General features: G+C 37.0%; 19 protein-coding genes and 1 pseudogene. 8 read left to right on the plus strand and 12 right to left on the minus strand.

Annotated elements, in window-relative coordinates:
• Positions 1-53: 53 nt before the first annotated feature.
• The 3 genes from CALHY_RS13160 to CALHY_RS13170 form a co-directional block, all read right to left on the minus strand.
• Positions 54-566: a DUF4446 family protein gene (locus tag CALHY_RS13160; protein ID WP_013404430.1), complete on the minus strand. Its 513-nt coding sequence runs from the start codon at positions 564-566 to the stop codon at positions 54-56.
• 91 nt (positions 567-657) lie between these two features.
• The gene (locus tag CALHY_RS13165; RefSeq protein WP_013404431.1) at positions 658-1,515 is read right to left on the minus strand and encodes a ParB/RepB/Spo0J family partition protein; all 858 of its coding nucleotides are present in this window, start codon (positions 1,513-1,515) and stop codon (positions 658-660) included.
• On the minus strand, positions 1,516-2,304 hold the full coding sequence (locus CALHY_RS13170) for a ParA family protein (RefSeq protein ID WP_013404432.1): 789 nt from the start codon (positions 2,302-2,304) through the stop codon (positions 1,516-1,518). It abuts the gene before it with no gap.
• Positions 2,305-2,489: 185 nt separating this feature from the next.
• On the opposite strand from CALHY_RS13170, the gene CALHY_RS13175 reads away from it, so the two are divergent.
• From CALHY_RS13175 to CALHY_RS14145, 4 genes and pseudogenes are all read left to right on the plus strand, one after another.
• Complete coding sequence (locus CALHY_RS13175; protein WP_013404433.1) at positions 2,490-3,422, plus strand: Rpn family recombination-promoting nuclease/putative transposase; 933 nt, start codon at positions 2,490-2,492, stop codon at positions 3,420-3,422.
• A gap of 258 nt (positions 3,423-3,680) precedes the next feature.
• Positions 3,681-4,823: a phosphate ABC transporter substrate-binding protein PstS family protein gene (locus CALHY_RS13180; RefSeq protein ID WP_013404434.1), complete on the plus strand. Its 1,143-nt coding sequence runs from the start codon at positions 3,681-3,683 to the stop codon at positions 4,821-4,823.
• A 47-nt stretch (positions 4,824-4,870) separates the two neighbouring features.
• Entirely contained in the window at positions 4,871-6,520 is a 1,650-nt protein-coding gene (locus CALHY_RS13185) for an alkaline phosphatase (protein ID WP_013404435.1), read from the plus strand.
• Positions 6,521-6,695: 175 nt separating this feature from the next.
• Positions 6,696-7,880, plus strand: a pseudogene (locus CALHY_RS14145) (ISL3 family transposase).
• A 194-nt stretch (positions 7,881-8,074) separates the two neighbouring features.
• Here the strand turns inward: CALHY_RS14145 and CALHY_RS13195 are convergent.
• The 9 genes from CALHY_RS13195 to rpmH all read right to left on the minus strand — a co-directional run bounded on the left by CALHY_RS13195 (position 8,075) and on the right by rpmH (position 15,734).
• The gene (locus CALHY_RS13195; RefSeq protein ID WP_013404436.1) at positions 8,075-8,917 is read right to left on the minus strand and encodes a ParB/RepB/Spo0J family partition protein; all 843 of its coding nucleotides are present in this window, start codon (positions 8,915-8,917) and stop codon (positions 8,075-8,077) included.
• Positions 8,918-9,053: 136 nt separating this feature from the next.
• Positions 9,054-9,770 (minus strand): 16S rRNA (guanine(527)-N(7))-methyltransferase RsmG, encoded by a 717-nt coding sequence (gene rsmG, locus CALHY_RS13200; RefSeq protein WP_013404437.1) that lies wholly within the window; start codon positions 9,768-9,770, stop codon positions 9,054-9,056.
• Between the two features lie 36 nt (positions 9,771-9,806).
• Positions 9,807-11,693, minus strand: a complete 1,887-nt coding sequence (gene mnmG / locus CALHY_RS13205) for a tRNA uridine-5-carboxymethylaminomethyl(34) synthesis enzyme MnmG (protein WP_013404438.1) — start codon at positions 11,691-11,693, stop codon at positions 9,807-9,809.
• Positions 11,694-11,722: 29 nt separating this feature from the next.
• Complete coding sequence (mnmE, locus tag CALHY_RS13210; protein WP_013404439.1) at positions 11,723-13,090, minus strand: tRNA uridine-5-carboxymethylaminomethyl(34) synthesis GTPase MnmE; 1,368 nt, start codon at positions 13,088-13,090, stop codon at positions 11,723-11,725.
• A gap of 90 nt (positions 13,091-13,180) precedes the next feature.
• Positions 13,181-13,807, minus strand: coding sequence for an RNA-binding cell elongation regulator Jag/EloR (jag, locus tag CALHY_RS13215; protein ID WP_013404440.1), 627 nt, complete (start codon positions 13,805-13,807; stop codon positions 13,181-13,183).
• A 29-nt stretch (positions 13,808-13,836) separates the two neighbouring features.
• Positions 13,837-14,862 (minus strand): YidC/Oxa1 family membrane protein insertase, encoded by a 1,026-nt coding sequence (locus CALHY_RS13220; RefSeq protein ID WP_013404441.1) that lies wholly within the window; start codon positions 14,860-14,862, stop codon positions 13,837-13,839.
• A 54-nt stretch (positions 14,863-14,916) separates the two neighbouring features.
• Complete coding sequence (gene yidD / locus CALHY_RS13605; RefSeq protein ID WP_013404442.1) at positions 14,917-15,144, minus strand: membrane protein insertion efficiency factor YidD; 228 nt, start codon at positions 15,142-15,144, stop codon at positions 14,917-14,919.
• Positions 15,145-15,147: 3 nt separating this feature from the next.
• Entirely contained in the window at positions 15,148-15,507 is a 360-nt protein-coding gene (gene rnpA / locus CALHY_RS13610) for a ribonuclease P protein component (RefSeq protein WP_013404443.1), read from the minus strand.
• A 92-nt stretch (positions 15,508-15,599) separates the two neighbouring features.
• Positions 15,600-15,734, minus strand: coding sequence for a 50S ribosomal protein L34 (rpmH, locus tag CALHY_RS13235; RefSeq protein WP_013291559.1), 135 nt, complete (start codon positions 15,732-15,734; stop codon positions 15,600-15,602).
• Positions 15,735-16,002: 268 nt separating this feature from the next.
• On the opposite strand from rpmH, the gene CALHY_RS13240 reads away from it, so the two are divergent.
• The 4 genes from CALHY_RS13240 to CALHY_RS13255 are packed head-to-tail and all read left to right on the plus strand — an operon-like array spanning position 16,003 to position 19,966.
• The gene (locus tag CALHY_RS13240; RefSeq protein ID WP_013404444.1) at positions 16,003-17,475 is read left to right on the plus strand and encodes a spore germination protein; all 1,473 of its coding nucleotides are present in this window, start codon (positions 16,003-16,005) and stop codon (positions 17,473-17,475) included.
• Between the two features lie 22 nt (positions 17,476-17,497).
• Positions 17,498-18,604: a GerAB/ArcD/ProY family transporter gene (locus CALHY_RS13245; protein ID WP_013404445.1), complete on the plus strand. Its 1,107-nt coding sequence runs from the start codon at positions 17,498-17,500 to the stop codon at positions 18,602-18,604.
• Positions 18,601-19,725 carry a Ger(x)C family spore germination protein gene (locus tag CALHY_RS13250; protein ID WP_013404446.1) on the plus strand — a complete coding sequence of 375 codons (1,125 nt, stop codon included), beginning with the start codon at positions 18,601-18,603 and terminating at the stop codon, positions 19,723-19,725. Before CALHY_RS13245 ends, CALHY_RS13250 begins: the two co-directional genes overlap by 4 nt.
• Positions 19,726-19,747: 22 nt before the next feature.
• On the plus strand, positions 19,748-19,966 hold the full coding sequence (locus CALHY_RS13255; protein ID WP_013404447.1) for a hypothetical protein: 219 nt from the start codon (positions 19,748-19,750) through the stop codon (positions 19,964-19,966).
• Positions 19,967-20,304: the final 338 nt, after the last annotated feature.

The following is a 20,304-nucleotide window of genomic DNA, read 5'->3' on the forward strand; positions in this document are numbered from 1 at the left end:
GGACTTCTTTAAAGCATCATTGGCAGGTGCCCTCCTTTCTTTTGTGATGAGCTTTACTCTTTAATCTCCTTTGAAATATAATTCTTTCTTGCAATGTCAATTGCCTGCATCTCTTCAGCAGAAAGTGGGTACTTTGAAAGTCCATTTTCAATGGGTTTTGCATATACACTGCAGCCCTCTCTTGAATATATACTGTTTATCACAACCCCCGTGTCAAACTCGTCAAGAAGCGCCATAGCAAAGCTGAGCTTGCTACCAACATTCTCAAATGCATCATACCTGACAATACCAACCTTTTTTATGCACAGCTTTGCATTTTCGCTCAATACCCTGTGACTCTTTGTTAAGGCTTTGAGTACCTCTTCAAAGTATTCAACCTTTTCATTTGTCAGCTTTATGATCTCCTCCAAGCTTTTGAAATCCTGGTTTGATGTAAGGTCAAGAAACCTTCTTTTAAGACTCCTATTCTTTGCAAGTTCTATTAAAAGTGCAAGAAAAAGCACCATGTTGAGAACAAGAAAAAAGATGACTATCTCAGATGCATATGTAGTGATAAAACTTCTCATACATTTTCCCCCTTGACATTTTACTATTTGCGGTCATGCAAAATGTTCCACGTGGAACATTCCGATGATGAATTTTTGATGCCAAAGCACTTTATGGCATGAGAATAGAGATTATCTTTTCAAGCTCTTCATCTGATGAAAATTCTATTTCGATCTTTCCTCTATTTTTCTTTTTCTGAATTTTAACCCTCAAACCAAATAGTTTCATAAGGTTTTCTTCAATCTCTCGAATTATCTCACTTTCAAGCTCAAATTCCTTTTTATAGCCTCTTGATTTTACGATCTGCTCAAGCTCGCGTACGCTCAAATTTTTTTCAGCAACAAGCTCGGCAAGCTTTTTTCTTTGTTCCTCACTTTCTACTGAAAGCAGAACCTTTGCGTGCCCCTCAGAGATCTTGCCTTCAATTATAAGATCTATTATCTCCTGACCAAGATTTAAGATGCGAAGAGTGTTCGCAAGCTTAGATCTTGATATACCAAGCCTTCTTGCAAGTTCTTCTTGAGTATACCCAAACTCATCCATAAGCCTTTTAAACGCAAGAGCTTTTTCATACGGATTTAGATCCTTTCGCTGAATATTCTCAATCAGGGCAATCTCAAGGGGATTTTCATACTCTTTCACAATGCACTTTACCTTTTCGATACCTGCCATCTTGCAAGCTCTTAGTCTTCTTTCACCGGCAATTAAAACATATTTATCTCCTTTTTTTTGCACAACAAGAGGCTGTATAAGCCCAACACTTTTAATTGAGCTTGCAAGCTCCTCTATTTCCTCTTCATTGAATATCTTTCTTGGCTGATTTTCTGATAGCTCTATCAAATCAATATCAATCTCTTCAATCTTCTCAATATTTTCCTTGCCGTCAGAGCCAGTCTCAAACTCTTTTCCAGAGCTACTTATCTCATCCCCAAACAGGGCATCAAGCCCCCTGCCAAGTCTCTTTTTCATCTATATTGCACCTCTTGAAATACTTTTTTCTATCCTATTTATGTACTCCTCAGCAAGTTTAATGTATGCCTTTGCACCTTTTGATTCAGGGTCATATATTATCCCTGGAAGACCAAATGAAGGTGCTTCCGATAACCTTACATTTCGAGGAATTATACTCAAAAAAACCTTCTGACCAAAAAACCTTTTTACCTCCTCAACAACCTCTAAGGAAAGGTTTGTTCTTGAATCAAACATGGTAAGAACAACACCATCAATTTCTAAGTTTTTGTTCAGGTGCTTTCTTACAAGAGATATTGTATTAGAAAGTTGAGAAAGTCCTTCCAAAGCATAGTATTCGCACTGGATAGGAATTATGACAGAGTCAGCAGCAGCCAAAGCGTTTAGAGTCAAAAGCCCTAAGGAAGGTGGACAGTCAATAAAGATATAATCATATTCATCCTTTATTTTTTCAATTGCATCTTTTAATCTAAACTCTCTTGCAATCATTGATACAAGCTCAATCTCAGCACCTGCAAGGTTAACATTAGCAGGAAGAACGCTCAAGTTTTCAAATTTGTTTTTTATAACAGCTTCTTCAGCTGAGCAGTTGCCAATCAAAACATCGTATGTAGTTCTTGTAAGAGATTTCTTGTCAATCCCAAAACCACTTGTGAGATTGCCCTGCGGGTCACAGTCAACTGCTAAAACCTTTTTTTGCATCCTACTAATTGCAGCAGATAAATTAACACAGGTAGTTGTTTTGCCAACACCACCTTTTTGGTTAACAATTGCAACAATTCTTGCCATCTTCAACTTCCCACTTTGAGTTTTTTAATTAAATTATATCACAAGAATGTTCCACGTGGAACATTTGATTAACATTTTATTGCACAGATTAAAGTGGTATAATATAATTGAGCGTTTAAATTTAATTTTAAAAAACAATGGTGTATAGTTTATTTCAAAGAAAATAAAGAAAGGAAGTAATCAAAGTGGAGAGTAACATACCTTCAAAGGAACATGATATAACTTTTAAACTACTGTTTGAACATCCAAAAGATATTCTCTTTCTTATAAAAGATGTCATTGGATACAGTTGGGCAAATAATATTCAAGAAGATTCTATTGAGCTTGAGGACAAAGAAATGATAGATGAAGATTTTAAAAAGAACATTGCAGATATTGTAGCTAAAGCAAAGTTAAAAGATAGGGAAGTTTACTTTTATATAATCATAGAAAATCAGTCAACAGTAGTAGAAGATATGCCAGAAAGGCTATTGCGATACATGATACTTTTATGGGCAAAGAAGATCAGGCAAGGCTGCAATAAACTACCTGCAATTGTTCCAATTGTGACATATAATGGACTTGATAGAAAATGGAATATATCTCAACAGATAATAGACGCATTTGATGTATTTAAAGACGATATATTTAAATACGCACTTGTTGATATTTCCAATATAAATGCCAAAGAGCTTATTGAAAAAGAAAAAGATGTTTTAAGCCCAATTGTGTTTTATCTTGAACAGGTAAGAGATGATGGTCTTGAGCTTGTAAAAAGACTTGAAGAGATAATCCCTTCAACTGAAAACTTAAGCAAAGTCAATCAGCAAAGATTTATCCTTTGGGCAAATAATGTAATACGACCAAGACTTTTGGAAGAACATAAAAAGAAATATGATGAGTTTGTGGAAAAGCTTGAAAAGGGGGGAAGAAGGATGGGAGAGTTTATATCTAATGTTGCACGACTTTTAGATGAAACAAACCAAAAACAATTTAATAAAGGAATTCAACAAGGCAGATTAGAAGAAAGAATAGAGATAGTAAAAAAGCTTATTCGTCGAGGGTTTTCAGACCAGCAAATAGCAGAGCTTATTGAGATTGAGGTTGAAGAAGTAAAAAAAATCCGAGAAACCATGTAAATCGAATATTTTAATCAATTAAAAATATTAAAAGCCACGGGCAAGACATTTTGACTGCTGCCTGTGGCTTTTTTTATTTTTACAATGCATTCATCAAAATTTTCATTGACAATCTATATTTTTTAACACATCTTTAACATTTTCTTAACTTAACTTTAACCCAGAATAAACAAACATTTAACTCAGATTTAAAAAAATTTAAACATTGAAGGAGTATATTATGAGTTGCAAAAATAATTTGAGGAGGGGTACAGAACCATGAAAAAAGGGTTTTTAAAAATGGTGATTTCTACAATAGTACTTGTGTGCTTCTTTGCAACGCTCGGTTTACTTCCATTTGTCTCTTACTCTCAAAGTTTGACAGTCAAGTCAAAATCGCTTCCAACAACAACTTCTCAAAAACAGGTTGTAATTACATTTTCACAGGAAATCTCAAAAGGTCCTAACTTTGATAAGATAACTCTTTTAAAGAACAAAAAATCAAAGGTACAATTCTCAGCACAGGTTTCGAACAACAAGCTTGTCATAACAATAAAAGAAAATCTTTCTCCAAAGGCTCAGTATCTTTTGACAATACCCAAAAATGCAGTAAAGTCAGCAAAAGGAGAGTCAAACCCAGAGCTCAAGTACACATTTATTCCACAGGTCTATTCAGCAAACCTGTCAGGAAGAATTATGATTGCTGGTTCAACATCTGTTCAGCCACTTGCTGATGAGCTTGCAAAATATTTCATGCAGCAGTATCCAAAGGTATCCATTGAGGTTCAGGGTGGAGGCTCATCGGTCGGAATAAAGTCAGCTATCCAAGGAATTGTTGACATTGGAACCTCATCAAGAGAGCTAACAAGCGATGAAGCAAAACAGCTATCAGCAAAAGGCTGGCAGGAGATAAAAATTGCTGAAGATGGCATTGCAGTGATTGTTCACAAATCCAATCCTGTGTCAAACCTCACAATTGACCAGATTAGAGACATATTCTCTGGCAAGATTAAAAACTGGAAAGAAGTTGGTGGCAAAGACGCTAAAATAGTTGTGGTCACAAGAGAAGAGGGTTCAGGTACAAGAGGAGCGTTTGAAGAGATCGTTATGGGCAAGGCAAAGATAACAGACTCAGCAATTGTCCAGCCATCAACAGGCGCTGTAAAAACAACAGTTTCACAGGATGAAAACTCAATAGGCTACATTTCATTGGGTGTTCTTGACAGTACTGTTAAAGGCGTCAAGGTTGAAGGAGTTGACCCAACAGAAAAGAACGTAAAGCTTGAGAAATACAAAATTAAAAGACCATTCTTGTTCTTAGTTTCCAAAAATCCAAGCAAAGTCACAAAAGCATTCGTAGATTTTGTTCTCTCTGATGAGGGTCAGGCAATAGTTGCTAAAAACTATATATCTGTGAAATAAGCCATAAAGTAAAAAATATTGATATTGAGGAGGGTATTTTATAAGACATGAAAAGATTTTTTATGCAAAGAAAAAACCTCATTGTTTCTGCCATTTTGATTCTATGCTTGATTTTATCAACACTTGCATTTGCGCAGCAGGAGCAAGATGAAAACCAACAAAAGGTCAAAAACGTCATTTTGATGATTCCCGATGGTATGACAATAGCTCACACAACGCTTTCGCGCTGGTACCAAGGTGGAGAACCCTTGTCAATGGATGAGATTGCCTGTGGACTTGTGAAAACATATTCAGCAAACAATCCAATTACAGACTCAGCACCAGCTGCAACAGCTTATGCCACGGGATACAAAACACAAAACAGGTATATTTCAATCTACCCTGAGATGGTCTCAATGCCAGGTGTAGGCCAGGTAGAAGAAAAAGATTTTTACAAGCCAATAGTAACAATATTAGAAGCTGCAAAAAAAGTAGGAAAGTCAACAGGTCTTGTTTTCACATGCCAGTTCCCACACGCAACACCTGCTGCGTTTGCCTCGCACACAGATAACCGAAATGACTATGAATCAATAGCAGAGCAGATGGTTTACAACCAGGTTGATGTTGTGCTCGGTGGAGGGTACAAATACATCGACAAAAATCAGAGAAAAGACAAGGAAGATTTGGCAGGTTACCTCAAACAAAACGGCTTTTTTGTCACAACAAGCTGGCAGGAAGCAAAAAACTTTTCAGGAAAGAAAATCTGGGGACTTTTTGCCCAGGATGCAATGCACTATGATTTTGACAGAAATGGCACAGGTGAACCGTCTTTAGCAGAGATGACTCAAAAGGCACTCCAGATTCTGTCCAAGAATAGAAACGGGTTTTTCTTGATGGTAGAAGGCAGTGAAATTGACTGGGCATCACATGCAAACGACCCTGTTGGTGTTGTGTCTGAGGTTTTGGCATTTGACAAGGCAGTAAAGGTAGCTTTGGATTTTGCAAAGTCAAGAGATGACACAGCGGTAATTATTGCATCTGACCATGCAAATGGAGGCATGAGCTTAGGAAATTACACAACAAAGTATGACACAGCACTATTAAATGATTTCCTTGCATACATCACAAAAGCTAAAAGAACTGGTGCAGGTATTGAAGAACATCTCGGAAACAATAAGACAGATGAAAATATTAAAAAAATAGTATCTGAATACTACGGAATTAATGACCTAACATCAGATGAAATAAATGCCATCAAAAATGCTAAGGCAGGAAATCTAAACTATGTATTAGGTCCGATAATAAGCAAAAGGTCTAATATTGGCTGGACATCAAATGGCCATACAGGTGAAGAGGTAGTTTTATATGCATATCACCCAAATGGATACATCCCAAGAGGAGTCATTGACAACACAGAGATTTGCGACTATATGGCAGAGATTCTTGGTATCGACCTTGGAAGCTTTAATGAAAATGCGTATATTTCAAACATTGACTTAGAAGAAAAAGGATATGATGTTTCCATTGACACAATCAACCCGTCAAACGTCCAGCTTGTGATAAACAAAGGAAGCAAAACGTACATCATCCCGCAAAACAAAAATGTGGTCTTAGAAGGTTCTAATCAGTACAAGTTAAAATATGTAAGTGTGTATATTCCAAGCGCGAAAAGGTTCTTTGTATCAAGCGAGATAGAAAGTCTGATTAAATTACCCTAACCTTTAAAGCATGGCCGCTCAAAAAGTCGAGCGGCTTATATTTTTTTAAAGACAAAAAGGCTCTATAATAAATATTGGGGTGGGTAAAATAAAAAGAGCACTTGTTCTGAATGCCTGGTATAATATTATTGTAAAAAGGAGAAAAACACAAAAGAAAAGGAGGTATTCAGAACAAGTGCCTGACATAAATTATATCACCCAATTATTAAAATCTGAAGATGTAATAATAGAGGATATAGTGGAAAATGCAACTGAAGTAGAACTTTATATAAGACTCAGGCAAAAAGTACATATTTGTCCTAATTGCAAAGCTCAGACTTCAAAAGTTCACGATTACAGAATTCAAAAAGTCAAAGAAATACCGATGTTAGGAAAGAAGACATACATTGTATTAAAGAAACGTAGATATGTTTGCAAGGTTTGTAAAAAGAGATTTTACGAACAAGTTGATTTTTTACCAAAACATCAAAGAATGACAAATAGGTTAGCAGCATGGATAGTAAGTCAATTAGGAAATATAGTTAGTATGACAGAAGTTGCGAAGTTGTCAAATGTATCAGTTTCGACAGTTATGAGGTTATTCGATAAAGTTAGTCCAGTGGAAGCAAAAGATGAATTACCAGAGGTCATATGTATAGATGAATTTAAAGGACATGCAGGTGGAGCAAAATATCAATGTATAATTGTAGATCCTTTAAATGGCAAGATAATAGATATTTTAAAAGACAGGTAAGAGGAGGTTTTAACAGAATATTTCAAGAGATTTAAGAATAGAGATAAGGTAAAGTATTTTATCTGCGACATGTGGAAGCAATTTGCTGAGATAGCAAGGATATATTTTAAGAAAGCAAAGGTAGTGATAGATAAGTTTCATTTTGTGAGATATGTCTACTGGGCGGTAGAGAATGTACGCAAAAGAATACAAAAGAATTTAGGCAAAAGTCTTAGGAAGTACTTCAAGAGAAGCAGGAAATTAATTCTTAAAAGATATGAGAAACTTAAGCCTGAGCAGAGAGAAGAATTAGAAGTAATGTTTTTATATGCACCGGAATTAAGGATAGCTCACATATTGAAGGAAGAATTTAACAAAGTATTAGAAAGTAAGACATGTGATGAAGCAAAGGAGAAGCTCAAGAAATGGATAGAGATGGCAGAATCAAGTAATGTAGAAGAATTCCAAAGGTGTGTGAAGGTATTTAGAAATTGGTTTTCAGAGATAGTGGAATCATTTGAGGTACCATATACAAATAGTTTGACAGAAGGATTTAACAACAAGATAAAAGTGTTAAAGAGGAAGGCATATGGTTTTAGGAATTTTGAAAGGTTTAGGAAGAGGATACTGTATAGTTGTACAAACTAAAAGATAGGAGACGAAAAATATTTAAGAAATTCATTTTGGTAAGGGATAAAAGAGGTTGATAAGTTTTCATAATTAGATGGTTATAACTGTTATTGTTGTAATTAAATGCATACTAAATTAAACTGAAAGGTGGGCATTCAGAACACCCACCCCAACTCTTGACAAAGAGCCGACAAAAAAAGTACCTCCTCTTTTTATGAGGAGGTCTGCGGGGATTTTTTATTTATTCTAACGATTATTTCGTAGTATGCGTCGGTTTTGTTTTCCTTTATATCATAATTTATATCAGTTTTTTGGAATATTTTCAAGGCCTTTTTTATGGTATTATATACCACCCTGCAGTCGTTCATAGAAACTTTTATTACTCTTGAAGTTTTTGCAATCTTTTTTCCGCTCAGATAATCTGATATAAGCCTTTCTGTTTGTGAGACGGTAAGCCCGCCCTCAATTATTCGCGATAAGATATACTCCATATCCTCTTGCGACTCAAGTTTTAATAGCGCTCGTGCATGACGTTCTGAAAGACCATGTTCGCGTATCATCCATCTTATTTCGGCTGGTAGCTGCAAAAGTCTTATTTTATTTGCAATGGCAGACTGAGTCTTCCCAACCCTTTTTGCAATCTCAACCTGAGTGAGGCCAAACTCATCGGCAAGCTGTTTGTACCCTTGAGCCTCTTCGAAAAAGTCAAGGTCCTGACGCTGTATATTTTCTATGAGCGCTAAAATGGCACTTTCAATGTCAGTTACATTTATCACAATTGCCTTTATTTTGCTATATCCCAGATGCTTGCAGGCTCTTAGTCTTCTTTCTCCAGCAATGAGATAATAAAAGTCTCCTTTTTTCCTCACAATAATTGGCTGCAAAAGCCCATAAGTTTTTATGGATGTTGCAAGCTCTTCAATGAGCCTTTCATCAAAATTGCTCCTTGGCTGATATGGATTTGGCAAAACCTTTTCAATTTGCACATCCTCAATTAAATATAGTTCCTTTTCAATATCAACCTTGTTTGTCTGTCGTATCAAAAGCGAAAACAATTTTTATTTTCCCCTTCCTTTAAAGTCCCTCTTCGGTAATCTATTTATTATATTCTTTCCTCCTTCAAAAACTCCTTCTTTTTATTTCAAGATTTTTCAGACATTTTCAAACAGGATAAAACAATTTTCTCTTTGACTATAGCGGTTTTTTTACAATCTGCTTTGTATTTCTGGGGAAATTTGACGGTGTTTGTCGCAATTTTTTGATGACAATAATGCTTCTTTTCTCCTCAGAAAATGGAAGCACAAACTTCTCTATGCGATGAATTTCCCCACCGAGAAGTTCAATAGCATTTGATGCTAAACTTATCTCATCTTCACATCCATAGCCTTTTTGAGCTAAAAATACACCGCCAATTTTTAATAGCGGAAGGGCATACTCACACAAGACGTTTAGCCTGTCAACTGCCCGGGCAAATACAAAATCAAATTTTTCTCTAAACTCCTCTTTCCTGCCTAAAACTTCTGCTCTTTCGCACACAACATTCACACCAGAAATCCCAAGACTTTCTTTCGCATCAACCATAAATTTGCATTTTTTCTTATTTGAGTCATTAAGAAATATATTCAAGCTTGGCATAGCAATTTTTACAAAAAGTCCAGGTGCACCAAATCCAGAGCCAATGTCGATGGCAACAGGGTTTTGGTTTGTATTTTCTTCCTCAATAAATTTCAATAGAGAAAGAGAATCAGCAATATGTTTTATTACAAACTCTTCTTCATTCTCTATAGCTGTGAGGTTAAAAAGCCTATTCTTTTCAAGCACTAAGTTCATGTACTTTATCAAAAGTTGCTTTACAACCAGCGGGTTTTTTACTTTATAGTATTCAAGTACTCTATCCAAAAGCTCCATCATTTCTATTCCCCTTTGAAAAGTAAAGGTTTAAAATTAATCCTTGTGAACCTTTTTAGCTGTCTCAAGCCAGATAAGAAGAACAGAGATATCTGCCGGTGAAACACCAGAAATTCTTGAAGCTTGGCCAATTGAAGCAGGTCTTATTTGCGAAAGTTTTTGTTTTGCCTCTGTCGAAAGTCCAATTATCTTGCTATAGTCAACCCACTCTGGTATCTTTTTGTTTTCAAGCTTTTTGAACTGCTCAATTCTCTCAAGCTGTTTTTTGATATACCCCTCGTACTTTATCTCAATCTCAACCTCATCCTGGACATACCAAGGAAGGTCAGGCCTTGCAGGGTCTATCTCCTTCAAATCCTCATACGAAAGCTCAGGCCTTTTTAAAAGGTCAGAAAGCTTAACACCTGTTGAAATAGGTGATGAACCCTTTTCTTGTAAAAGCTTATTTACCTTTTCGCTTGGTGCTATCACAGTATTTTTTACCCTGTTTATCTCATCTTCTATCATCTTTTTCTTTTGCAAAAACTTTTCGTACCTTTGCTGTGATATAAGCCCAATCTTGTAGCCAATTTCGGTAAGACGAAGGTCTGCATTGTCCTGTCTCAAAATCAGTCTGTACTCGGCTCTTGATGTCATGATTCGGTATGGCTCGTTTGTCCCTTTTGTGACAAGGTCGTCTATCAGCACTCCAATGTAAGCCTGTGACCTGTCCAAAATGAGCATTTCTTTGCCCTTGACATACATTGCAGCGTTAATCCCGGCAATTATTCCCTGAGCAGCTGCTTCTTCGTACCCTGATGTCCCATTTATCTGCCCTGCAGAAAAAAGGCCTTTTATCTTTTTAAACTGCAATGTCGGTTCAAGCTGGAGCGGGTTTATACAATCGTACTCTATTGCATATGCTGGTCGCATTATCTTGACATTTTCAAGACCTATTACACTTCTGTACATTTTTACTTGCACATCTTCTGGCAAAGAGGTTGACATACCTTGTACATACATCTCGTCTGTATCAAGACCTGTAGGTTCAATAAACACCTGATGTCTTGGCTTGTCTGCAAACCGGACAACCTTATCTTCAATCGAAGGACAATATCTTGGTCCTACTCCAGAAATAAGACCTGTGAAAAGTGGTGCCCTGTGAAGGTTTTCTCTTATTATTCTATGAGTCTCTTCTGTTGTGTATGTTAGATAGCAAGGCACTTGCTCAATATTGAAATTATCTTCATTTTCAAACGAAAACGGCAAAGGCTTTTCGTCTCCCGGCTGAATCTGCATCTTTGAAAAGTCTAAAGACCTTCTGTGAACACGCGCAGGTGTGCCTGTTTTGAACCTCATCATCTCAATCCCAAGTTTTTTGAGGTTTTCTGTAAGATATCTTGCCGGGTGCATACCGTCAGGTCCGCTGTCAAAAACCGTCTCGCCTATAATTACTTTTCCGCCAAGAAATGTTCCTGTTGCAAGCACAACCGCTTTTGCTAAAAAAATTGCACCTGTTGTTATTTTTACACCCTTTACCCTTCCATCTTCAACTAAAACCTCGCACACCTCTGCCTGCCTGATGTCAAGGTTCTCCTGACTTTCAAGTACTTTTTTCATATAAAGCCTGTAGCGGCTTCTATCACACTGTGCTCGCAATGAATACACCGCAGGTCCTTTTGCCCTGTTTAGAATTCTTACCTGGATTGCCGTTGCATCTGCAGCTTTTCCCATCTCACCGCCAAGCGCGTCTATCTCGCGAACCAAGTGTCCTTTGCCAGTTCCGCCAATGCTCGGGTTGCACGGCATGTTGCCAATCGAGTCCAAGTTTATCGCAAATATGATGGTTTTGAGTCCAAGCCGAGCAGATGCAAGCGCAGCTTCTATACCTGCATGGCCAGCTCCAACCACCGCCACGTCGTATTCACCTGCAACAAATTCCATAATCTTAAGCCCTACCCCCTTTTATATTCTTATTTTCCTATGCAAAACATTGAAAATATCCTGTCAACCATGTCCTCTGTGACGTTCTTACCGGTTATTTGATAAAGACTTTCAAGTGCGTTTTTGATGTCAATTGAAAGAATGTCAAGAGGCACACTATACATGTTCTCTTTTGCCGAGAGCAAAAACTCTTTTGCTTTTAAAAGAAGCTCTTTGTGGCGAATATTTGTTATAAGAACACTGTCAAGGCTTTCAATGCCTCTGTCAAGGACCTCGTTTGCTATTGCCTTTTCAACAAGTTCTAAGTTCTTGTCATGCTCAACAGATATGAAAATACCTTCTTTTCCAAAAATTCTTTTAATGTCATCTTGCGAAACTTTTACTTCTTTGTCTATCTTGTTTACAAGAACAATAAACCTCTTGTCCTTGATAGTCTCAAAAATCTCCAAATCCTCTTGCAAAATGCCGCTTGATTCTATCATGAATAGCACAAGGTCAGCTCTTTCGATACTTTCCAATGTCTTCTTAACACCAATTTTTTCAACAATGTCCTCTGTTTTTCTCACCCCTGCAGTGTCGGCAAGGATTATCGGAAGCCCTTCAATGTCCAAAACCTCTTCAATCACATCTCGCGTTGTGCCGGGTATATCTGTCACAATCGCCTTTTCCTCTTTTAAAAGCCTATTAAGAAGAGATGATTTTCCAACGTTCGGTCTTCCAACTATGACTGTGTATATCCCGCTCTTTATTGCCTTTCCTGTTTCATACGATTTTATAAGTTTTTCTATTTTCGCCAGCGCACCATCTATTGTGCTCAAAATTTCATCGTGTGAAACCTCATCAACCTCATGTTCTGAAAAATCTATTGACGCTTCAATTGATGCAACCAGATTCAAAAGAAGCTGAGAAATCTCTTCAATTCTCTGGCTTAGCATCCCTTTTAACTGCTTTGCAGCGTTTTGTTGCAAAAGCCTTGTCTTTGAATTTATTATATCAATCACAGCTTCAGCTTGAGATAGGTCAATCCTGCCGTTTAAAAAGGCTCGTTTTGTAAACTCTCCCGGCATGGCATGGCGCGCACCATTTTTGATTGCAGCCTCTAAAATCCTTTTTAGCACAACCATGCCACCGTGGCTCTGAATCTCAACAATATCCTCGCCTGTATACGAATGTGGGGACTTAAACTTTATCAAAATTGCCTCATCGACAAACTCATCGCCGTCATACACATCAACAAGTGCAGCATACCTTACAGGGATGTCTTTTATGCTTTTATACTTTCTGCTTCTTATGAGCTTTTCTGCAATATCAAAAGCACTTTTACCTGATATCCTCACAATTCCTATCCCGCCTGTACCAATTGGCGTTGAAATTGCAACAATGGTGTCAAACTCCATCTTTTATTTTCCCCTCTTTTACAAGACTTTTCAGAATACAAACAAAGCAGGGCAAAAGTATTTTACCCTGCTTTTCAAATTCATATCAATCTATTTCAATGTAATTACAACCTTTCTGTACGGCTCTTCACCCTCTGAGTATGTTGTGACAAACCTATGATTTTGCAAAGTGGTGTGGATTATTCTTCTTTCGTATGGAGTCATAGGTCTTAGCTTAATACTCTTTTTACTTCTTGTCACTTTATCAGCCAAAGCCAGAGCAAGTTTTCTTAGCCTTTCTTCTTTTCTCTTTCTGAAATTCTGACAGTCAAGAAGAATTCTAACAGTCTCTTCTTCTTTTACTCCTCTGTTGACAACAACCCCTGTCAAAAACTGAAGAGCGTCAAGCACCTCGCCATCTTTGCCAATAAGCTTAAATGTATTTTTCCCAAAAAGATTTACTTTTATGAACTCTCCATCTCTTACCATATCCATTCTGTCAATTTTGACATCCATGTTAGCAAGCACACTTTTCAAAAACTCTTCAATCTTCTCTTCTGGTGTCTGCTTTGCAATCACCTTTACCTTTGCAGGCCTTGCCCCGATTATTCCCAGAATTCCTTTCGACCCCTCATCAATCACCACAATTTCAGCCTTATCGCGCGAGATCCCCAGCTCTTTTAAAGCAAGGTCAACTGCTTCATCAACAGTCTTTGCGGTCTTCTCTACCCATTTCATAAAAATTTCTCCTCCGCACAAGAAATTTTTTACTTTTTCTTTTTCTTACTGGTTCTGTGCTGGCCAGAAATCTGTTTCCTGAGCTTTTCTAATTCTCTTTTTCTCTCTCTTTCCTTCTCATCACTTTCAGAATTCTCAGCTTTTAACTCATCACTGCTACTCTCATCTTCTGAACTTACACTTTTTTCCTTCGGTTCAATCTCCTGCATTTTTTGTGCTTGTTTTTCGAGCTGTTTTTTCCTCTCTTCTTCCTCTTTTTTGTGTTTGAGCTTTTTGTACACAACCTCATTTGCAATAAACTGCTGCAGGATTGTAAATAGGTTTGTAACCGTCCAGTAAAGCACAAGACCAGATGGCACCTGCAACGCTATAAAGTAAGACATAAGAGGGCTGAAAATCATCAGGCTTTTGTTCATACTCTCTGCCATAGCATTTGACTGGCTCTGGGAGTACTGCGGGTTGAACTTTTTTTGGCTATTCATCGAATATAGGATTGACAAGAAGGAAAACGCAGCACTCAAAATTGGAAGCACTATCAGCTCTTTCTGGGCAAGGTTTATCCCGAAAAAGTGCATGTCAAGTCCGAGCTTCTGCGCCTCATCAACAATCCTCTGTGTGATATTGTAACCTGTTGCGCCTGTTATGAGGTCTTTGACATACTGGTGGGATTTTCCAAGCACGTACACAAGCGGGTTTTGAAACACATAGTACAGCGAAAACAAAATAGGAAGCTGAATTAAAAGCGGCCAGCACCCACCTGCAGGATTGTAACCTGTCTCCTGGTACAGCTTTAACATCTCTTCCTGCATCTTTTTCTGGTCGTTTTTGTACTTTTGCTGTATCTCCTGAAGTCTTGGCGCAACCTCTGCCATCTTAGATGTGGACTGAATCTGTTTTATATATAAAGGAAGAAGAAGCCCTCTTACTATCAATGTAAGAAGTATTACAGCAATACCATAGCTTCCTGGAATGTGAGCGCCGTGTAAAAAGTCGTATATGAGCTTCAAAAGTCTTCCAAGCGGAATTGCCAAAAAATCAAGCCATGTCGGGTTCAAAATTTCTATCCTCCTCTAATTTTCTAACTTTTTGTATTCTATTTCAAATTATTTCTACTTCAAAGGGTCATATCCACCGGGATGAAACGGATGGCACTTTACAATCCTCTTAAATCCCAGCCACAGCCCGTAAAACCCATACTTTTCAATTGCCTGCAGTGTGTACTCAGAACATGTCGGGTAAAACCTGCAGCTTGGCACAACCTTTAGCGGTGATATAAACTTCTGATAAAATCTTATCAAAAATTTTAATGTTAGTAAAATATATTTTTTTACTCTCATCTTTCATTCCTCTTTCAAAAGCCTAAGTCTTTTAAAAGCCTTTTCAAGGTCATCTTTAAAGTCTTTTAAATGTATCTCCCTTGCCTTTATTTTATCATCTTTTATTTTTCTTGCAATCACCACAATGTCAAATCCCTGCTTGATTTTATCAATGTTTTCTAAAATCCAAGCCCGCACAATTCTTTTAAACCGATTTCGCGCTGTTGCTTTGCCAAGCTTTGCAGACATTGAAATCCCAAACCTGCTAATTGAAAGCCCGTTTTTCAATGAATACACAACAACCTTCTCCTGCGCCGCAAACCTTCCTCTTCTTATGCACGCTTCAAACTCCTCATTCTTTTTGAGCGTAACAAACTTGTTCATTCACTTTCTTTCCTTGTTACTATATTTTCTTATTACAACCTTTTCTTTTTTTAAGCAAAAAGACCACTTTTTAGCTCTAAAGTGGTCTTCCACTACACTGCAAGTCTTTTTCTACCTTTCAGTCTTCTTCTTTTTAAAACCTTTCTTCCGCCTTTTGTTCTCATTCTCACCAAAAATCCGTGTGTTCTTTTTCTTCTCTTGTTATGAGGCTGGTATGTCCTTTTCATATTCTGCCCTCCTCCCTCCAAAAAAGTTTCTACCGCATTCTATTTTTACCCTTCAACATACAGTAAAACAAATTTTATTATACTCCAAATCATACAAAAAAGTCAAAGGGTTGTTTTTGTTGTTTATTAACTTTCTTTTCATTGCTCCAACACGCTTTCAGTCTCCTGTTAAAAATTATACAACTTTTTAAAATTACTTGCATATTATTTTTTCTTCTATGCAAAACTATAACTTAGAAACAGGTGTGAATGAAGGAGTAAATCAAAGATGAAAAAATCTTCTGCTTCTAACTCAATCACATCATCCTACGCCCAGAACATTCAAAATATCAGGGATGAGTTTGGAAATTTCAGCGACCTTATAATAAGAGAGTTCAAGATTGGAAGTAGCAATATAAGAGCTTTTCTTGTCATGATAGACGGGCTTGTTGACAAGGTGGTAATAAATGAACACATTCTAAAACCGCTCATGAGAGATATCAGCATTTACAAAAAGGACCAATCTACATGTGAAGAGGTTTACACCCTCATCAAAGAAAACATTCTGTACAGCCACTGCATAACAGAAGAGAAAGACTGGGCAAAGATAGTACATTGTATATTGTGTGGGGATGTTGCACTTTTCATTGATGGCATAGACAGATGTCTTTTGATATCTGTGCGCGGATGGGAGTCCCGCGGAATTGAAGAGCCAAACACAGAGGTTGTTGTAAGAGGACCAAGGGAAGGTTTTACTGAAAACTTGAGAACAAACACAGCACTAATCAGAAGAAAGATACGTGACCCGAAACTTAAGATTGAGTCAATCAAGATTGGAAAAATATCCAAAACAGATATTGCAATATGCTATATAGAATCCATTGCAAAAAAAGAGCTTGTAGATGAGGTAAAAAGACGCCTTGAAAAGATTGATATGGAATACATTCTCGAATCAGGGTATATAGAATCTTTCATAGAAGACGGCAAATATTCAATCTTTCCAACTGTCGGAAACTCAGAAAAACCGGATGTGGTTGTCGGAAAACTTATGGAAGGGAGGGTTGCAATACTTGTTGACGGAACACCTTTTGCTCTGACCGTTCCTTACCTTTTTGTTGAAGCTTTCCAGACAAGCGAGGATTACTATTCAAGGCCGTACTACTACAGCATTGTAAGGCTCTTGAGATACTTTTCGTTCTTTGTAGCAACAACCCTGCCGGCACTGTACATTGCAGTTACAACATTTCACCAGGAGCTTTTGCCAACATCGCTTTTAATTAGCATTGCAAGCGCCCAGGCGGGAATACCTTTTCCATCGTTTGCAGAAACACTCACAATGCTTGTAATATACGAAATATTAAAAGAAGCTGGTGTGAGGCTTCCACGGCCGGTGGGCCAGGCAATCTCTATTGTTGGTGCTCTTGTGATTGGCGAGGCAGCAGTGTCAGCCGGACTCATCGGCGCTCCGATGGTTGTGACAGTCGCATTTACCGCAATATCCACTTTTATGATTCCTGCAATCTCTGATGCAGCCACAATCATAAGGTTTGCGTGTGTTTTTATGTCTGCCATCTGTGGTCTTTATGGAATAATGCTTATCTTGATTTTGATGCTCATTCATCTTTGTAGTTTAAAATCATTTAGAGTAAACTATCTTGCACCCATAGCTCCAATGGTGGTCTATGACCTCAAAGACGTGTTTGTAAGACTTCCTTGGCGAATCTTGAAAAAGCGACCTATCATCCTCAATAAAAATTTCTAAGGTTGGGTGGTAGACCAGTAAAATGTCAAATTCAAAGATATCATATTCACAGTTTTTGTGTCTATTTTTTGTCAACAGAATAGTAATGGTGCTGACATTTCTGCCAATATTCAATGCACCGCCAAAAAACCAGGATGTGTGGCTTTCGGTTGTGTTCATGTATCCTTTTTCCATCTTAGCATCACTGCCCCTTATTTATCTTTGTTCTTTGTTTCCAAACCAGACATTTACAAGTATACTCAGTATCATATTTGGAAGAGCATCAATAGTTTTGTCTATCCTTTATGTGTGGTTTTTCTTTCACATCACAGCAATACAGGTTGCACAGTTTGTTGAGTTCATGGCAACAGCTGCCTTACCAGAAACACCAATCCTTTTTTTGATAGTGACAATGTTGACTGTCTGTCTTTATGCACTTAAAAAAGGGATAGAGCCTCTGGCAAGATTTGCCCAGATAACAACATTCATTACAATGCTAAGTCTTGCAATTATCATGATAATATCTTTAAGATTTTTTGACCCTTCAGCTTTAAAACCTGTTTTAGAGAAAAATATATCACAGTCTATTTTTGGCGGAATATACCTGTGTTCACTGAGTTCTGAAATAATCACGATTGGTATGATAAACCCGTATATAGTCAAGAACAAAAACTGTATATCGAAAGACATGACAAAAACCATTGCACTGGCTTTCTTGCTGGTTGACATATTTTATCTTGCAATCACAGTGCTTGTACTTTCTCTTTTTGGATATTCTCAGGCAAGCAGGCTCTCATTTCCATTTTATTCTGCTATCAAAGTGCTGAGCGTGGCAGAGTTTCTTGAAAGGTTTGAATCCCTCCACATGGCCATATGGATAATGGGCATATTTCTCAAAATCGCGTATTTCATGTACATCCTTCTTACAACTGTACAGGAGCTAAGAAATACTGCAGACTATTTTGCATACGCAATTCCTTTTACATGCATGCTTACACCTTTTGTGTTTTATATAATCCCCGACTTTTTGTCTCTTGATAGGTTCATGAGCTACAGGTATTTTACCCTGTACTCGTATATCTTTATATTTTTCATACCGCTTTTCACTCTCATATTTGCAAAAATAAAGTTGAGGTCGAGAAAGAAATGAAAAAGTTTGTAGCTGCTTTAACACTGCTTTTTTTAATACCAGCTTTTCTGACAGGTTGCTGGAACAGAAAAGAGCTCAACGACATATTGATTGTTCAGGCAGTTGGAGTTGACAAAAACCAAAGCGGGCAGTTCAAGCTCACATTCCAGGTATTAAAACCAAAGGTGCTTAAAAATCCAACAAATCTGCCATCCAGTTCTCAACAAAAAGGAGTGTGGTGTTTTTCATCAACAGGCAAAAGCGTATTTGACGCTATCCGAAACGCAACACTTTCATGTGATAAAAAGCTTTTCTTTTCACACAATAAGATTATTGTTATTAGCGAAAAAGTTGCACATCAAGGAATTGAAAATGTTCTTGATATATTCTTAAGGTATCATGAATTTCGTCCAGATGCATATTTCATTGTTACATCTGATGACATTGAAAAATTCTTGGATGCAACTGTCCCAATAGAGTCAATACCTGCAAAAGAGCTTGAAAATGTAATAAAGAATTACTTTGCAAACGCAAAAACGTTTCCTGTTAGGCTATACGAATTTCAAAAGATGTCAAATACAAAGTCAAAAACTGCAGTTGTTCCTTTTGTGACAACAAAATCACCCTTAAAACAATCTTCTCAGACACAGATGTTTTACGTAGAAAAAATGGCAGTGTTTAGTAACTACAAGCTTGTAGGGTATCTTACACACGAGCAGATGCGAGGACTTTTATGGGCAGCTGGCAAAATAAAAAGCGGGATATATCCTGTAAAGCTTGGCAAAGACTTATTTTCGTTAGAACTTATACAAAACAGTAGCACCATCGATGTTAAAAGAAAAGACGGCAAAGCTTTCTTTACCTTGCAAATAATCACTGAGACAAACCTTGGTGAAAAACATTCAAACTCTTATATCTCAAGTTCTTTGGTGGAAAAAATAAAAAAAGATCTTAGCAAATCTATCAGAAACGACATTCAAAAGGCATTGAAAAAATCGTTTGAACTCAATTGCGACATTCTGCACCTTGGCGATATTTATTACTCTTCATACAAAAAGCCTTTAAAGTTTGACAAAAATTCTATTTCGGTCTCAATTGTTGTAAAGCCTTTCATAAGGCGATTTGGTATGATGAAAGAGTGAAATTCAAGGAGAAAAAAGGGCCATGAACATAGGATTTTTAGTTATTTTTTACTTGTCACTTTTTGCAGCAGAGTATTATATCTTAAAAAGAAGGTATCTCCAAAAAGAGATGTTTTTCACAAGCCTTTTGATTTTCACAGGACTTGTTCTAAGTTTAATCTTGAATACCAAGAAAAACGTGCCAAATCCGCACATTTTGATTGAAAAGCTCTTTGACAAGCTATTTTCTCTATTTATGTAAACACAAAACTTAAAAACTCTTAAAAATAACATGAAAAATTGTCCACAGAAAAAACTATGTTTACTTAATCTTTTAAAATCCTTTCTTTTACTGCACCTTCTTCAAAGCAGTATTCTTATAAAAAGTCAACCATCGTTAATCAAGATATCCACATGTGAAAATCTAATTTTGATAAATTTAATTCACAAAAATAATCCACATATCCACAGTTTTTATCCACAGACTTTTAACAGGGTGTAGACAAATTTCTCACTGTGGAAAATTTGATTCTCAAAATATATTTTCTTATTGATGTGGATAATTTTTTTTGGTATATTTAATAGTGCTTCTAAAAATTA

This window comes from Caldicellulosiruptor hydrothermalis 108 (genome assembly GCF_000166355.1).
In the GTDB taxonomy this organism is placed as follows: domain Bacteria; phylum Bacillota; class Thermoanaerobacteria; order Caldicellulosiruptorales; family Caldicellulosiruptoraceae; genus Caldicellulosiruptor; species Caldicellulosiruptor hydrothermalis.

What these genes read in the sequence shown, in the direction of transcription:
- CALHY_RS13160 (WP_013404430.1), bottom strand. Translation starts at nt 566, where the DNA reads ATGAGAAGTTTTATCACTACATATGCATCTGAGATAGTCATCTTTTTT.
- CALHY_RS13165 (WP_013404431.1), bottom strand. Translation starts at nt 1,515, where the DNA reads ATGAAAAAGAGACTTGGCAGGGGGCTTGATGCCCTGTTTGGGGATGAG.
- CALHY_RS13170 (WP_013404432.1), bottom strand. Translation starts at nt 2,304, where the DNA reads ATGGCAAGAATTGTTGCAATTGTTAACCAAAAAGGTGGTGTTGGCAAA.
- CALHY_RS13180 (WP_013404434.1), top strand. Translation starts at nt 3,681, where the DNA reads ATGAAAAAAGGGTTTTTAAAAATGGTGATTTCTACAATAGTACTTGTG.
- CALHY_RS13185 (WP_013404435.1), top strand. Translation starts at nt 4,871, where the DNA reads ATGAAAAGATTTTTTATGCAAAGAAAAAACCTCATTGTTTCTGCCATT.
- rsmG (WP_013404437.1), bottom strand. Translation starts at nt 9,770, where the DNA reads ATGGAGCTTTTGGATAGAGTACTTGAATACTATAAAGTAAAAAACCCG.
- mnmG (WP_013404438.1), bottom strand. Translation starts at nt 11,693, where the DNA reads ATGGAATTTGTTGCAGGTGAATACGACGTGGCGGTGGTTGGAGCTGGC.
- mnmE (WP_013404439.1), bottom strand. Translation starts at nt 13,090, where the DNA reads ATGGAGTTTGACACCATTGTTGCAATTTCAACGCCAATTGGTACAGGC.
- jag (WP_013404440.1), bottom strand. Translation starts at nt 13,807, where the DNA reads ATGAAATGGGTAGAGAAGACCGCAAAGACTGTTGATGAAGCAGTTGAC.
- yidD (WP_013404442.1), bottom strand. Translation starts at nt 15,144, where the DNA reads ATGAGAGTAAAAAAATATATTTTACTAACATTAAAATTTTTGATAAGA.
- rnpA (WP_013404443.1), bottom strand. Translation starts at nt 15,507, where the DNA reads ATGAACAAGTTTGTTACGCTCAAAAAGAATGAGGAGTTTGAAGCGTGC.
- rpmH (WP_013291559.1), bottom strand. Translation starts at nt 15,734, where the DNA reads ATGAAAAGGACATACCAGCCTCATAACAAGAGAAGAAAAAGAACACAC.
- CALHY_RS13240 (WP_013404444.1), top strand. Translation starts at nt 16,003, where the DNA reads ATGAAAAAATCTTCTGCTTCTAACTCAATCACATCATCCTACGCCCAG.
- CALHY_RS13245 (WP_013404445.1), top strand. Translation starts at nt 17,498, where the DNA reads ATGTCAAATTCAAAGATATCATATTCACAGTTTTTGTGTCTATTTTTT.
- CALHY_RS13250 (WP_013404446.1), top strand. Translation starts at nt 18,601, where the DNA reads ATGAAAAAGTTTGTAGCTGCTTTAACACTGCTTTTTTTAATACCAGCT.
- CALHY_RS13255 (WP_013404447.1), top strand. Translation starts at nt 19,748, where the DNA reads ATGAACATAGGATTTTTAGTTATTTTTTACTTGTCACTTTTTGCAGCA.